The 14,447-nt window shown below is 72.8% G+C and carries 8 protein-coding genes; 4 read left to right on the top strand and 4 right to left on the bottom strand.

The window, feature by feature from the left end; genetic code table 11:
* Positions 1–13: 13 nt before the first annotated feature.
* Positions 14–2,293 carry an FdhF/YdeP family oxidoreductase gene (locus tag ACF1DX_RS23665; RefSeq protein ID WP_391793113.1) on the bottom strand — a complete coding sequence of 760 codons (2,280 nt, stop codon included), beginning with the start codon at positions 2,291–2,293 and terminating at the stop codon, positions 14–16.
* Positions 2,294–2,550: 257 nt separating this feature from the next.
* On the opposite strand from ACF1DX_RS23665, the gene polA reads away from it, so the two are divergent.
* Together polA and ACF1DX_RS23655 are read left to right on the top strand one after the other, a co-directional pair.
* Positions 2,551–5,277 (top strand): DNA polymerase I, encoded by a 2,727-nt coding sequence (gene polA / locus ACF1DX_RS23660; protein ID WP_391793112.1) that lies wholly within the window; start codon positions 2,551–2,553, stop codon positions 5,275–5,277.
* Positions 5,278–5,511: 234 nt separating this feature from the next.
* On the top strand, positions 5,512–5,940 hold the full coding sequence (locus tag ACF1DX_RS23655) for a hypothetical protein (protein ID WP_391793111.1): 429 nt from the start codon (positions 5,512–5,514) through the stop codon (positions 5,938–5,940).
* Here ACF1DX_RS23655 and ACF1DX_RS23650 read toward each other — a convergent pair.
* Complete coding sequence (locus ACF1DX_RS23650) at positions 5,864–6,718, bottom strand: DUF4184 family protein (protein WP_391793110.1); 855 nt, start codon at positions 6,716–6,718, stop codon at positions 5,864–5,866. The genes ACF1DX_RS23655 and ACF1DX_RS23650 overlap by 77 nt on opposite strands.
* Positions 6,719–7,004: 286 nt before the next feature.
* On the opposite strand from ACF1DX_RS23650, the gene ACF1DX_RS23645 reads away from it, so the two are divergent.
* Positions 7,005–8,747, top strand: coding sequence for a lytic murein transglycosylase (locus tag ACF1DX_RS23645; protein ID WP_391793109.1), 1,743 nt, complete (start codon positions 7,005–7,007; stop codon positions 8,745–8,747).
* A gap of 24 nt (positions 8,748–8,771) precedes the next feature.
* On the opposite strand, the gene ACF1DX_RS23640 is transcribed toward ACF1DX_RS23645, so the two are convergent.
* Together ACF1DX_RS23640 and ACF1DX_RS23635 are read right to left on the bottom strand one after the other, a co-directional pair.
* The gene (locus ACF1DX_RS23640) at positions 8,772–11,495 is read right to left on the bottom strand and encodes an ATP-dependent RNA helicase (protein ID WP_391793108.1); all 2,724 of its coding nucleotides are present in this window, start codon (positions 11,493–11,495) and stop codon (positions 8,772–8,774) included.
* A 4-nt stretch (positions 11,496–11,499) separates the two neighbouring features.
* Positions 11,500–12,378: a class I SAM-dependent methyltransferase gene (locus ACF1DX_RS23635; RefSeq protein WP_391793107.1), complete on the bottom strand. Its 879-nt coding sequence runs from the start codon at positions 12,376–12,378 to the stop codon at positions 11,500–11,502.
* A 303-nt stretch (positions 12,379–12,681) separates the two neighbouring features.
* Here ACF1DX_RS23635 and rpsA point away from each other — a divergent pair, with 303 nt between their 5' ends.
* Positions 12,682–14,175 carry a 30S ribosomal protein S1 gene (gene rpsA, locus ACF1DX_RS23630; protein WP_391793106.1) on the top strand — a complete coding sequence of 498 codons (1,494 nt, stop codon included), beginning with the start codon at positions 12,682–12,684 and terminating at the stop codon, positions 14,173–14,175.
* The last annotated feature ends 272 nt before the right edge of the window (positions 14,176–14,447 follow it).

Here is a 14,447-nt window from a genome sequence, read left to right as displayed (position 1 = left end):
GCTGAGCGAACGCTCAGTCGGTCGCCGATTGTTCCAGACGCACCACCACGGACTTGCTGGCCGGGGTGTTGCTGGTGTCCGCGGTGGCGTCCAGCGGCACCAGGACGTTGGTCTCCGGGTAGTACGCCGCCGCGCAGCCCCGCGCCGTCGGATAGTGCACGACGCGGAACCCGGGCGCCCTGCGCTCCACGCCGTCCTTCCACTCGCCGACCAGATCGACGTAATCACCGTCCGCCAGCCGCAGTTCCCGCGCGTCCTCCGGGTTGACCAGCACCACGCGGCGGCCGTTCCTGATGCCCCGGTAGCGGTCGTCCAGGCCGTAGATCGTGGTGTTGTACTGGTCGTGCGAGCGCAGCGTCTGCAACAGCAGCCGGCCCTTCGGCAGCTCGGGGTACTCCACCGGCGCGGCGGTGAAGTTGGCCTTGCCGGTGGCGGTGGGGAAGCGGCGCTCGTCGCGCGGGGCGTGCGGCAGCGCGAAGCCCCCGGGACGCGCCACGCGCGCGTTGAAGTCCTCGAAGCCGGGGATCACCCGTGCGATGCGGTCGCGGATCGTCGCGTAGTCCTTCTCGAACTCCTCCCACGGCACCGTGTCGTCCTCGCCGAGGACGCGGCGGGCCAGCCGGCACACGATGGCCGGCTCGGACAGCAGGTGCCCGCTCGCCGGTTCGAGGCGCCCGCGCGAGGCGTGCACCATGCCCATCGAGTCCTCGACCGTCACGAACTGCTCGCCACCACCCCGGACATCGCGTTCGGTGCGGCCCAGCGTCGGCAGGATCAGGGCCCGCGCGCCCGTGACGGTGTGCGAGCGGTTCAGCTTGGTCGACACGTGCACCGTCAGCCGCGCCCGGCGCATCGCGGCCTCGGTGACCTCCGTGTCCGGGGAGGCGGAGACGAAGTTGCCGCCCATGGCGAAGAAGACCTTCGCCTTCCCGTCGCGCAGCGCCCGGATGGCCCGTACGACGTCGAATCCGTGCTCGCGCGGGGGTGCGAAGCCGAACTCCTTCTCCAGGGCGTCCAGGAACGCGGGCGCGGGCCGCTCGAAGATGCCCATGGTGCGGTCGCCCTGCACGTTGGAGTGACCGCGCACCGGGCAGACTCCCGCACCCGGGCGGCCGATGTTGCCGCGCAGCAGGAGGAAGTTGACGACCTCGCGGATGATCGGCACCGAGTGCTTGTGCTGGGTGAGCCCCATCGCCCAGCACACGATGACGCGCTTCGATTCGAGGACCATCCGCAGACACCGCTCGATGTCCCCGCGTGTGAGACCGGTCGCGGTGAGCGTCCCGTCCCAGTCGGCGGCGCGCGCGGCCTCGGCGAACTCCTCGTAGCCGTGCGTGTGTTCCCGCACGAACTCCTCGTCGACCGCGCCCGGCGTCTCCAGGATCAGCTTGTTGAGGAGGCGGAAGAGGGCCTGGTCGCCGCCGATGCGGATCTGCAGGAACAGGTCGGTCAGGGCGGCTCCGGTGGTGAGCCCCTTGGGGGTCTGCGGGTTCTTGAAGCGCTCCAGGCCCGCCTCGGGCAGCGGGTTGACGCTGACGATCCGCGCGCCGTTCGCCTTGGCCTTCTCCAGGGCGGACAGCATGCGCGGATGGTTGGTGCCGGGGTTCTGGCCGGCGACGATGATCAGGTCGGCCTTGTGGAGGTCCTCCAGCAGGACGCTGCCCTTGCCGACGCCGATCGTCTCCGACAGGGCCGAGCCGGACGACTCGTGGCACATGTTGGAGCAGTCCGGCAGGTTGTTGGTGCCGAGCCGGCGGGCGAAGAGCTGGTAGAGGAAGGCGGCCTCGTTGCTGGTGCGCCCGGAGGTGTAGAAGACGGCCTCGTCCGGGGAGGAGAGGGCGGCGATCTCCTCGGCGACGATGTCGAAGGCCCGCTCCCAGGTGACCGGCTCGTAGTGCTCGCCGCCCTCGGGCAGGTACATGGGGTGCGTCAGCCGCCCCTGCTGCCCCAGCCAGTAGCCGCTGCGGCCGGACAGGTCGGCGACGGAGTGCGCGGCGAAGAACTCCGGGGTGACCCGGCGCAGGGTGGCCTCCTCGGCCACGGCCTTCGCCCCGTTCTCGCAGAACTCCGCGCGGTGCCGGTGCTCCGGCTCCGGCCAGGCGCACCCCGGGCAGTCGAAGCCGTCCTTCTGGTTCACGCTGAGCAGCGTCAGCGCGGTCCGCTTCACACCCATCTGCCGCTGGGCCATCCGCAGGGTGTGCCCGATCGCCGGCAGCCCCGCGGCCGCGTGCTGCGGTCCGGCGACCTGCGGCGCGTCCTGAACCGGATCACTCTTGGGCGGCTTCGCTGCCATCGCGCACTCCTGTTCCACATACACGTATGAGGTGGACCCCCGATCCTGCCACGCCCTTCCTGCCCGCCCGGCGTTCGAGCACGAGGCGGTCACCCCCAGCCCGCCCGGCGTTTGAGGACGGGGCCCGTCCAGGGCCGAAAGGGGGGTCCGGGGGGCACTGCCCCCGGGGACGGGACGGGAAGGGGCGGAGGGGGCGAATCAACCCCACGGCACACGCCCGCCCCCCACTGTCAGTCCCACGTGGCAGGATCGGACACGTGGCAGACACAGCATCGAAGAAGACCGACCAGCCCCCCACCGGCCCCCGCCCCCGCCTGATGCTCATGGACGGGCACTCCCTCGCGTACCGCGCGTACTTCGCGCTGCCCGCGGAGAACTTCACCACCGCGACGGGCCAGCCGACCAACGCGATCTACGGCTTCGCGTCGATGCTGGCCAACACGCTCCGTGACGAGGCCCCCACCCACTTCGCCGTCGCCTTCGACGTCTCCCGCAAGACATGGCGCTCGGAGGAGTTCACCGAGTACAAGGCGAACCGCTCCAAGACCCCGGACGAGTTCAAGGGCCAGGTCGAACTCATCGGCGAGCTCCTCGACGCGATGCACGCCGACCGCTTCGCCGTCGAGGGCTTCGAGGCGGACGACATCATCGCCACCCTCGCCACCCAGGCCGAGGCCGAGGGCTTCGAGGTGCTGATCGTCACCGGCGACCGCGACTCCTTCCAGCTCGTCTCCGAGCACACCACGGTGCTGTACCCGACGAAGGGCGTCTCCGAGCTGACCCGGTTCACCCCGGAGAAGGTCGTCGAGAAGTACGGCCTGACCCCCGCCCAGTACCCCGACTTCGCGGCGCTGCGCGGCGACCCGTCGGACAACCTGCCCGGCATCCCCGGCGTCGGCGAGAAGACGGCCGCCAAGTGGATCAACCAGTTCGGTTCCTTCGCCGAGCTGGTCGAGCGCGTCGACGAGGTCAAGGGCAAGGCCGGGCAGAACCTGCGCGACCACCTGGAGGCGGTCAAGCTCAACCGCCGCCTCACCGAGCTGGAGCGCGCCGTCGAGCTGCCCAAGGGCGTCCTCGACCTGGCGCGGACCGCCTACGACCGCAAGGCCGTGGCGATGATCCTGGACACCCTGGAGATCAGGAACCCGTCTCTGCGGGAGCGGCTGTTCGCCGTCGACCCGGGCGCGGAGGAGGCCGAGGCCGCCCCGGTCGTCGCGGAGGGCGTGGAGCTGGACGGCACGCTGCTGGGCACCGGCGAGCTGACCGGCTGGCTCACCGAGCACGGCACCGGCCCGCTCGGCGTCGCCACGGTCGACACCTGGGCGCTCGGCACCGGCTCGGTCGCCGAGGTCGCGCTGGCCACGGCCGCCGGACCGGCCGCCTGGTTCGACCCGTCCGAGCTGGACGAGGCCGACGAGCGGGCGTTCTCGGCCTGGCTCGCCGACGCGGACCGGCCCAAGGTGTTCCACAACGCCAAGGGCGCGATGCGGGTCTTCGCCGAGCACGGCTGGACCATCGAGGGCGTCACCATGGACACCGCGCTCGCCGCGTACCTGGTGAAGCCGGGCCGCCGCTCCTTCGACCTGGACGCGCTGTCCCTGGAGTACCTGCACCGCGAGCTGGCGCCCGCCACCGCGCCCGACGGCCAGCTCGCCTTCGGCGCGGACGACGGAGCGGAGGCCGAGGCGCTGATGGTGCAGGCCCGCGCCGTCCTCGACCTGGGCGGGGCCTTCGAGGGCCGCCTGGCGGAAGTGGGCGCGGCGGACCTGCTCCGCGACATGGAGCTGCCCACGTCCGCGCTGCTCGCCCGCATGGAGCGGCACGGCATCGCGGCCGACCGGGACCACCTCCAGGCGATGGAGCAGATGTTCGCGGGCGCCGTGCAGCAGGCGGTGAAGGAGGCGCACGCGGCGGCGGGGCACGAGTTCAACCTGGGCTCGCCCAAGCAGCTTCAGGAGGTCCTCTTCGGCGAGCTGGCCCTGCCGAAGACGAAGCGGACGAAGACCGGCTACACCACGGACGCCGACGCCCTGGCCTGGCTCGCCACACAGACCGACAACGAACTGCCGGTGATCATGCTCCGCCACCGTGAGCAGGCGAAGCTGCGCGTCACCGTCGAGGGCCTGATCAAGACGATCGCCGCGGACGGCCGGATCCACACCACGTTCAACCAGACCGTCGCCGCGACGGGCCGGCTGTCCTCGACGGACCCCAACCTCCAGAACATCCCGGTCCGCACGGACGAGGGCCGCGCGATCCGCCGCGGTTTCGTGGTCGGCGAGGGCTTCGAGTCGCTCCTGACCGCCGACTACAGCCAGATCGAACTGCGCGTGATGGCCCACCTCTCCGAGGACGCCGGCCTGATCGAGGCGTTCACCTCGGGCGAGGACCTGCACACCACGGCGGCGGCCCAGGTGTTCTCGGTCGAGCGGTCCGCGGTCGACGCGGAGATGCGCCGCAAGATCAAGGCGATGTCGTACGGGCTGGCGTACGGGCTGTCGGCCTTCGGCCTCTCCCAGCAGTTGAACATCGAGGCGGCGGAGGCGCGCGCCCTGATGGACGCGTACTTCGAGCGCTTCGGCGGCGTACGGGACTATCTGCGCCGAGTCGTCGACGAGGCGCGGGCGACCGGCTACACGGCGACGCTCTTCGGCCGCCGCCGCTACCTGCCCGACCTCAACAGCGACAACCGCCAGCGCCGCGAGGCCGCGGAGCGCATGGCGCTGAACGCGCCGATCCAGGGCACGGCGGCGGACATCGTCAAGATCGCGATGCTGAACGTGGACCGCGCGCTGCGCGAGGCGGATCTGCGCTCCCGCATGCTCCTCCAGGTCCACGACGAAATCGTCCTGGAACTGGCCCCCGGCGAGCGCGCCGAGGTGGAGGACCTGGTCCGCCGCGAAATGGCGTCCGCGGTCGAGCTCCGGGTCCCCTTGGGCGTCTCGGTGGGCGCGGGCCCGGACTGGGAGTCGGCGGCGCACTAGCCCTTCCGGGGGCGCAGCCCCTGTGCCCCCGTTCCTCACGCGCCGGGCGGGCCGAATCCCGGCCCGCCCGGCGCGTGAGGACGAGGCCCGTCGTCTCAGCCCGCCTGGCGCTTGAGGACAAGGCCCGTCCAGGCCGGAGGGGGCCCCGGGGCGCAGCCCCCAGGACCAGGAGTCTTCACTCGCGTGGCCCCTGCGGGAAAGCCCCCGCCCGCAGGGCCGGACACCATGCCATGCATGGGTATACGCATGCTTCACCGCGCAGCGGCAGGCAACGCACCCCCGCGCCCCGGCGGACGCGCACCGTATCCGCCGGTCCCGGTCTTCGCGGCCTCCGCAAGTACCGTCCGCATCCCCGCCACCCTCGCGACCGCGCTGCGCAGCGTCACGGCGGACCTCGGCCGCCGTATCGCCGACGGCCGCCGGGGAACCGCCCGCACCCCCGTCGCCGGGGTCCTCACGGTCGAGCAGCCGCCGTGGCGGCTGTGGGCCGAGCTGGCCCGCGCCTACCTCACCCTCGTGCTCACCCTGCTGCCCCGCCCCCGCCCGGTCCGCACCGTCACCGTGTTCGTCGCGGCGAGCGACACCCTCAGCGTGCGCCCGTACGGTCCGGCCGCCGCGTACCGGCGCGCGCAGGGACCCCCGTGGCCGGACGCCACACCCTGACGGCCACCGCGTACAGCGGCAGCGCCAGGACCAGCCCCGCGCCCGCCCCGAAGCACACCGTCGGAATCAGTTCCCAGGGCTTCGCGGCCGAGCCCCAGTGGGCCCACCACCGCGAGGCCCGCTGCACCGCCCCCGCGACCGCGCACCCGCCGAGCAGCGCGACGGCCCACCACCGGTCCCCGGCGGACAGCACGGGCACCCCCACCGGCTCGCCCCCAGAGGCCGTCCGCCGCAGTGCCCGCGCCACGAACAGCGCGACGACGACCGCGGCCACCGCCGAACCGCCGTACTGCAGGTACCAGTACAGCGGCGACCCCGCCACCTTCTCGCCCAGCACGGGAAACATCCGCGTCCCCCACCGGTCGAGATGCGTGAACGCGTCCCAGACCACATGCGTCAACGCCCCCACCACGGCCGAGAGGTACCAGCGCGCCACCAGCGACGGCCGTATCCGCGCACGCGGCGCCCCGCAGCGCAGCAGCGCCGCCGCCCGCCCCTGACGGGCCCGCGGCACCAGCGCCACCAGCGGTTCGCGCACCAGCAGCCACAGCCCCACCAGCGCCCAGGCGATGAGCACGTCGACCGTGAACACACCCCGGAACGCGTGGGTGACGTCACCGAACTCCATCGCCCCGGACAGGACACTCGCCGCGTAATAGGTCATGTCGGGAGCGAAGCTGCCCGCGACCAGTACGGCGGGAATCAGGGGGCCCCGCCCGCTTCCGTCGGTGCGCACGGCGGGCAGCACCGCCGCCGCATGGCTCAGCGTGAACGGCAACGCGGCTCCTCATGGCAGTGGCTGACCGGGCCCGCGGGCCCACCTGATCGGCAGGCCCCAGTATGCGGGAAGCCACGCGGCGACTCCCGCCCCACGGGAACGTGGTGAACCGGTGAATATCGGGCATGAACAGGTGTCCGGGCAAAGGAAGTTGCCGTAGGGTCGCGAGGGCCGTCATGCCGGATGTCCCCTGGAGGGCAACCAGTGGGGCGGGTAGATCGTCACAACAGGACGAACACAACACAGGTTGACGGACGTCACGGCGTTCAGGGGAGGGGCTCACTCTATGGCGGCGCAATTCGGCAGGAGGCTGCGCAAGGGAGTGACGACCACCGCCGTCGCCGCGGCGGCGGTGGCGGCCCTGGCCGCGTCCCAGGCCCCCGGCGCGACGACCGACGGTCAGGGAGGGCAGACCACCTCGGACACCACGCCCTCGCCCGAGGAGGCCGTCGGCGCGACCGGCAACTCGCCGTACTACACGGACCTGCCGCCGCTCAACAGCCCCAACCCCGCCCCGTCCGCGAGCACCGGGACGGACACGTCGGGCGTGACCGAGGCCGGCATACCCGCGACGGTCCTCGACGCCTACAAGCGGGCCGAGGCGACGCTGCGCGAGAAGAAGCCCGGCTGCAACCTGCCCTGGCAACTCCTCGCCGCCATCGGCAAGGTGGAGTCCGGTCAGGCCCGCGGCGGACGCGTCGACGCCGACGGCACCACCCTCTCGCCCATCCTCGGCCCCCAGCTCGACGGCAACGGCTTCGCCCTCATCAAGGACACCGACAACGGTGCCTACGACGGCAACAGCTCCTACGACCAGGCCGTCGGCCCCATGCAGTTCATCCCCTCCACCTGGGCGTGGGCGGGCCGCGACGGCAACGGCGACGGCCGTGAGGACCCCAACAACATCTACGACGCAGCCCTCGCCGCCGGCCACTACCTGTGCCGCAACGGCTGGGACCTGTCCGACCAGCGGGACCTCGACAGGGCGATCCTCAGCTACAACCAGTCGACGGAGTACCTGAACACCGTCATGTCGTGGCTGGAGTACTACCGCAGGGGCACCCACGAGATCCCCGACGGCACCGGCACGCTGCCCAGGGACCGCAGCGACAGCACCGTCACGGTGCCTCCCTCCCCGAGGGTGCCGAGCGCGCCGCCGTCGCCGAGGCCCAGCCCGAAGCCGGACAAGCCTGCCGACTCCGGCAGCCCGAACACGCCGCCGCCCACCACTCCGCCCACCACCCCGTCCACCCCCACCGACACGGTGGACCACCTGGAGAACGCCGGTACCGCGCGGTTCACCGCGATGGCGGGCGACGCGTTCACCGAGCGGATGAGCGCCCGCGCGGAGACGGACGCCGGCAAGGCCGTGGCCAAGGTGCGGATCCGGTTCACCATCGTCGGTGACACCGACACCACCTTCACCGGCGGCGAGAGCGTGGCCACCGTCGTCACCAACGGCTCGGGCGTCGCCGTGGCGCCCGCGCTCCAGGCGGGCGAGAAGACCGGCTCCGTCACCGTCCGGGCCACCGTGGTCGGCCGTACGGTCAAGGGCGTCACCTACCGGGCGACCGTCACCGAGCGCGCCGCCGACACCCTCGTCCGCACCGGCACGAAGGAGCTGACCTGCACGCCGGGCGGCGAGTTCGCGGACGCGGTCGAGCTGAAGGCCACCTACAAGGGCGCGGTCGCCGACAAGGTCGCCGCCACCGCGACACTCGTCACGTCCGCCCAGGACCCGACCGAGAACGACAAGGGCCCCTACTTCAAGGACGCCGAGGGCAAGGCCGTACGCACCCTGAGCGGCCTGACGACGGACGCGGACGGCCTGCTGAGGCTGCCTCAGCTGTACGCGGACGACACCCAGGGCACGTTCCTGCTCCGCGTCACCACCGCGGGCGGGGCGACCCTCACGGTCGAGCTGACCGTGGCGGCGCCGCCGGCCGAGACGGAACCCCCGGCCGAGACGGAGACCCCGGCCCCGTCGGAGAGCCCGTCCACCAGCCCGTCGGCGAGCCCCGCCACCTGACGGAACCGGAACGAGACGGACGGATCACCGCCGGAGCCGCGCGTTGGTGTGCCGGGTCGGCTCGGCGGTGGCCGGATCCTCCGGCCAGGGGTGCTTGGGGTAGCGCCCGCGCAGTTCGGCCCGTACGCCGTTGTAGCCGTCCCGCCAGAACGAGGCGAGGTCGGCGGTCACGGCGGCGGGCCGCCCGGCCGGGGACAGCAGGTGCACCAGCAGCGGCACCCCGGCCACCCGCGGTGACTCCTGGAGCCCGAACATCTCCTGCAGCTTCACGGCGAGCACCGGCCGCTCCGGGTCGGAGTAGTCGATCCGGATCCCGGACCCACTGGGTACGGTGATCCGCTCGGGGGCGAGCTCGTCGAGCCGTACGGCCTCGCCGGAGGCCCAGGGCAGCAGCCGCGCGAGCGCCTGCCCGGCGTCGATCCGCCCCAGGTCGGCCCGTCGCCGCGCCCGGCTCAGTTCCGGCTCCAGCCACTCCGCCACGCGCGCGTGCAGCGCCTCGTCGGAGACATCGGGCCACGGCGCACCGAGCCGGCCGTGCAGGAACGCCAGCCGCTGCCGCAGTACGACGGCCCCGGCCGGCCACCGCAGCAGCCCGAACCCCTCCCGCCGCAGCCCGTCCAGCAGCGCGTCCCGGACGAGCGAGGGGCCGGCGTCGGCATACGCCCGCACGGCCACCTCCACCGCCCCGAGCCGCTCGACCCGCCGCGCGACGACGTCCCCGTCGGCCCAGCCCACTTCCTCCCGGTGCTCCAGCAACGCCCCCGCCGCGGCCCGCGCGACCCCCTCGTCGACGACGCCCCCGAGCCGCACGCGCGCGTGCCCCCGACCCACAGGCCGGTCGGCCACGGCGACGGCGATCCACTCGGCCCCCCGCAGCCGCGACCCGGCCCCCACCTCGGCCCGCGTCCCGCCCACCATCAGGTACGACCCGCCCTCCACCCGGGCGACCCGCTCGGGGAAAGCCAGCGCGACGACGAACCCGACCCGCCCGTCCTCATCGCCCCCGGCCCCGGGCGGGAAGCCGGCTCCGTCCGTCCACGGGGGCCGGGAGCCCTCAGCCGCCCGCGACGCCACCGGCCCGGCGCTCCCGTCGCCGGGCCCCCGCGGGGTGCCCGGGGCGGACGTGTCCGCGCCGCCGACGCGGTCGGCCGTCGGCCGTGGGGGACCCGGCGCGGGCGTGTCCGGTGCGCCGACGGCCCGGGTGTCGCCCCGGTCCGCCGGTGCCGGCGGGGAGGTCCGTGCGGGCTCCGAGACGAGAGCGCGGAGGCGGGCGGCCTCCTTGCGCCACCGCGCGGTGTACGCGTCGCCGCCGCGTCGGGCGGCGTGCAGCGCGGCGGTGAGGTCGTCGCCGTACTCACGCGGTGGTTCCTCGCCGATCAGGGCGACCACCTCGGCCGCGAGGTCCGGGCCCACCACCGGTGCCGCGTCCAGCAGGGCGCGGCCCAGACGCGGGTGCAGGCCCAGGCGGGCCAGCCGCGCCCCGCGCTCGCCGGCCCGTCCGTCGGGGCCCACCGCCCCGATCGCCGTCAGGACGGAGCGGGCCGCCGCCATCGCCCCGGCCGGCGGGGGATCGAGCAGCGCCAGACCCGAGGCGTCCGGATCGCCCCAGCAGGCCGCCTGGAGCGCGAACGCGGTCAGGTCGGCCACCTTGATCTCGGGGGAGGGGAACCGCGGCAGACGGGCGTCCTCCGCCTCCGCCCAGCACCGGTACACCGTCCCCGGCGCCTCACGCCCGGCCCGGCCCGCCCGCTGGAGCCCCGCCGCGCGGGAGGCCCGTACCGTCGTCAGCGCGCTCAGCCCCCGCGCGTGGTCCACGCGCGGCTCGCGCGCCAGCCCGGAGTCCACGACCACCCGCACCCCGGGAACCGTCAGCGACGACTCCGCGACCGAGGTCGCCAGCACCACCCGGCGCCGTTCCCCGGCGGACAGCACCGCGTCCTGCACGGCGGCCGGCGCCCGCCCGTGCACCTGGAGCACGTCGACGTCCCCGAGGTCCCCGAGCCGCCCGGCCACCCGGGCGATCTCGCCGACCCCCGGCAGGAACACCAGCACATCCCCCTCCCGCTCCGCCAGCGCCCGCCGCACCACCGACGCCACGTGCGTCAGCAGCGCCGGATCGACCCGCGTCCCGTGCGGCGGCCGTACCGCACGCGCGGGAGGCGCCCACACCACGTCCACCGGGAACGCGGCACCGCGCGCCCGGACCACCGGCGCGTCCCCCAGCAGCCGGGCCCAGCCCTCCGCGTCCGTCGTCGCCGACGCGGCCACCAGCCGCAGCTCCGGGCGCAGCGCCTCGCGCACGTCCCACAGGAACGCCGCCGCCGTGTCCGCGTCCAGGTGCCGCTCGTGGCACTCGTCGAGCACCACCACGTCCACCCCGGACAGCTCCTGGTCGCGCTGGAGGCGCTGGAGGAGCACACCGGTCGTGACGACCTCCACGCGCGTGTGCCGCCCCACCGCCCGCTCCCCGCGCACGGTGAAACCGACCGACCCGCCGACCCGCTCACCCAGCAGCCACGCCATCCGCCGCGCCGCCGCGCGGGCCGCGATCCGCCGCGGCTCGGCGACCACCACCCGCCGTGCGGGCCCGTCTTCGAGCAGCCCCGCCAGCGCCAACGGCACCAGTGTCGTCTTGCCGGTTCCGGGCGGTGCCACCAGGACGGCGGTGCCGTGCGCGTCGAGCGCGCCGGTCAGCCCCGGCAGGGCCTCGCGCACGGGAAGGGCGTCCAGGGCGTCGTAACGGATCACGCACTCAGTCCCGTACGCACACGAAGATCGCCGTCCCCGGGATCAGGTTCCCGCGCAGCGGCGACCAGCCGCCCCACTCGGCGGTGTTCCAGGCCGGCCACTCCGGCTCCACCAGGTCCACCAGCCGGAACCCCGAGGAGACGACGTCACGGACGCGGTCCCCGAGCGTCCTGTGGTGCTCCACGTACACCGCGCGGCCCCCCTCGTCCTGCTCGACGTAGGGCGTGCGGTCGAAGTACGACGCGGACACGCTCAGCCCTTCCGGACCGGGCTCGTCGGGGAACGCCCAGCGGATCGGGTGCGTGACCGAGAAGACCAGTCGGCCGCCGGGCCGCAGCACCCGCCGCACCTCGCGCAGCACCAACCGCGGATCGGCGACGAAGGGCAGCGCCCCGTACGCCGAGCAGGCCAGGTCGAAGGAGCCGTCCGCGAACGGCAGCGCCCCCGCGTCGGCGCACACCAGCGGGACCGGCCCGCCGATCCGCAGCGCGTGCTGCAACTGCCGGTGCGAGATGTCCAGCGCCACCGGCCGCGCCCCCTGCGCGGCCAGCCAGCGCGAGCACTGCGCCGCGCCGGCGCCCAGCTCCAGGACGTCCCGCCCCTTCAGTTCCTCCGGCGGGCCGAGCAGCTCCGCCTCCACCTCGTCCAGACCCTCGGGCCCCCACACGAAGCGGTCGTCGCCGAGGAACGTGCCGTGCTCGATCTGGTACTCGTCCGCGTTGCGGTCCCACCATCCCCGGTTGGCTCGGGAGCTCTCCGTGACACCGGCCTGCCGCCGGGTCGCCTCCGGTTCGGGCGCTTCGGGCTCTTGGATGATCGGCTCCCTCGTCGTACTCTTCCGTCCAGCCGGCCGGTCCCCGGCGTGTCGCAGAAGGGGTCTCATCACCCCTGCGTGGCCTCGCGAGACCGTAATTGTGCCGGTTATGCGGCGATCCGCCCCGGGTGGGCGGCTTCGCGCATTGACCATGCCCGGCAGCCCCCGTATGCTACAAGTTGCGCTGCGAGCCTGCGCACCTCAGACGTAGCAGGCTGCGCTCGCATCTGTTGTATGTCCCCTCGGTTCTCGAGGTGTCATCACTGGTCAACGGTGAGGCGCTTCCTTGGCTGTCCGGCTTCTGCAGAGCGAAACGGGCTCCGGCGTAGCAGTACCTACGACTTCAATGTCCGTACCGGAGCCCTTTCCCACATGACGAGCAGCACCGAGACCACCGCCACCACCCCGCAGGTTGCGGTCAACGACATCGGTAACGAGGAAGCGTTCCTCGCCGCGATCGACGAGACGATCAAGTACTTCAACGACGGCGACATCGTCGACGGCGTCATCGTGAAGGTCGACCGGGACGAGGTCCTGCTCGACATCGGTTACAAGACCGAAGGTGTCATCCCGAGCCGCGAGCTCTCGATCAAGCACGACGTCGACCCGAACGAGGTCGTCAAGGTCGGCGACGAGATCGAGGCCCTTGTTCTCCAGAAGGAGGACAAGGAAGGCCGCCTGATCCTCTCGAAGAAGCGTGCCCAGTACGAGCGGGCCTGGGGCACCATCGAGAAGATCAAGGAAGAGGACGGCATCGTCACCGGCACCGTCATCGAGGTCGTCAAGGGTGGTCTCATCCTCGACATCGGCCTCCGTGGCTTCCTGCCGGCCTCCCTCGTCGAGATGCGTCGTGTCCGCGACCTCCAGCCCTACGTGGGCAAGGAGCTCGAGGCCAAGATCATCGAGCTGGACAAGAACCGCAACAACGTGGTCCTGTCCCGCCGTGCCTGGCTGGAGCAGACCCAGTCCGAGGTCCGCCAGACGTTCCTCACGACCCTCCAGAAGGGTCAGGTCCGTTCCGGCGTCGTCTCCTCGATCGTCAACTTCGGTGCCTTCGTGGACCTGGGTGGCGTCGACGGTCTGGTGCACGTCTCCGAGCTGTCCTGGAAGCACATCGACCACCCCTCCGAGGTCGTCGAGGTCGGCCAGGAGGTCACGGTCGAGGTCCTCGACGTCGACATGGACCGCGAGCGCGTCTCCCTGTCGCTGAAGGCGACCCAGGAAGACCCGTGGCAGCAGTTCGCCCGCACCCACCAGATCGGCCAGGTCGTGCCCGGCAAGGTCACGAAGCTGGTTCCGTTCGGTGCGTTCGTCCGCGTGGACGAGGGCATCGAGGGTCTGGTCCACATCTCCGAGCTGGCCGAGCGCCACGTGGAGATTCCGGAGCAGGTCGTCCAGGTCAACGACGAGATCTTCGTCAAGGTCATCGACATCGACCTCGAGCGCCGTCGCATCAGCCTCTCGCTGAAGCAGGCCAACGAGGCCTTCGGTGCCGACCCGTCGGCGGTCGAGTTCGACCCGACCCTGTACGGCATGGCCGCGTCCTACGACGACCAGGGCAACTACATCTACCCCGAGGGCTTCGACCCCGAGACCAACGACTGGCTCGAGGGCTACGAGACCCAGCGCGAGGCGTGGGAGACCCAGTACGCCGAGGCGCAGCAGCGCTTCGAGCAGCACCAGGCGCAGGTCATCAAGTCCCGCGAGGCGGACGAGAAGGCCGCTGCCGAGGGTGGCGAGGACGTCGCCCCGGCCGCGTCCGGCGGCGGCTCGTACTCCTCCGAGGGTGGCGACCAGTCCGGCGCGCTGGCTTCGGACGAGGCGCTGGCCGCGCTGCGCGAGAAGCTGGCGGGCGGGCAGAGCTGACGCTCTCCACTGACGCCTAGCTGTTGACTGAGGGGCCGCACCTTTTCCGGGGTGCGGCCCCTCGGTGCTGTGTTCCGGGCTGCGTCCGGTGGGGTTTTCGCGCCCGGGCGGCGGAGCCGCATACCGATACAGCCCCGCGCCCCCGAGAGAGATCTCCGTGCCCGCGCCCTCAGGGGAGTTGCCGGCGGCCCCGATGAGGAGATCCACGCGATCCCCGGGAGTTGTCCTTGTCGGGGAATGTCAGTGGTGCGTGCCATGTTGTGGTGTACGGA

Origin of the sequence: Streptomyces sp. NPDC014676 (assembly GCF_043084105.1) — a bacterium.
Lineage (GTDB): Bacteria > Actinomycetota > Actinomycetes > Streptomycetales > Streptomycetaceae > Streptomyces.
This window is presented reverse-complemented; position numbering and strand designations above follow the sequence as displayed.

Excerpts from the sequence above, each read along its gene's own strand:
- ACF1DX_RS23665 (WP_391793113.1), bottom strand. The coding sequence starts at position 2,293 with ATGGCAGCGAAGCCGCCCAAGAGTGATCCGGTTCAGGACGCGCCGCAG.
- ACF1DX_RS23655 (WP_391793111.1), top strand. The coding sequence starts at position 5,512 with ATGGGTATACGCATGCTTCACCGCGCAGCGGCAGGCAACGCACCCCCG.
- ACF1DX_RS23645 (WP_391793109.1), top strand. The coding sequence starts at position 7,005 with ATGGCGGCGCAATTCGGCAGGAGGCTGCGCAAGGGAGTGACGACCACC.
- ACF1DX_RS23635 (WP_391793107.1), bottom strand. The coding sequence starts at position 12,378 with ATGAGACCCCTTCTGCGACACGCCGGGGACCGGCCGGCTGGACGGAAG.
- rpsA (WP_391793106.1), top strand. The coding sequence starts at position 12,682 with ATGACGAGCAGCACCGAGACCACCGCCACCACCCCGCAGGTTGCGGTC.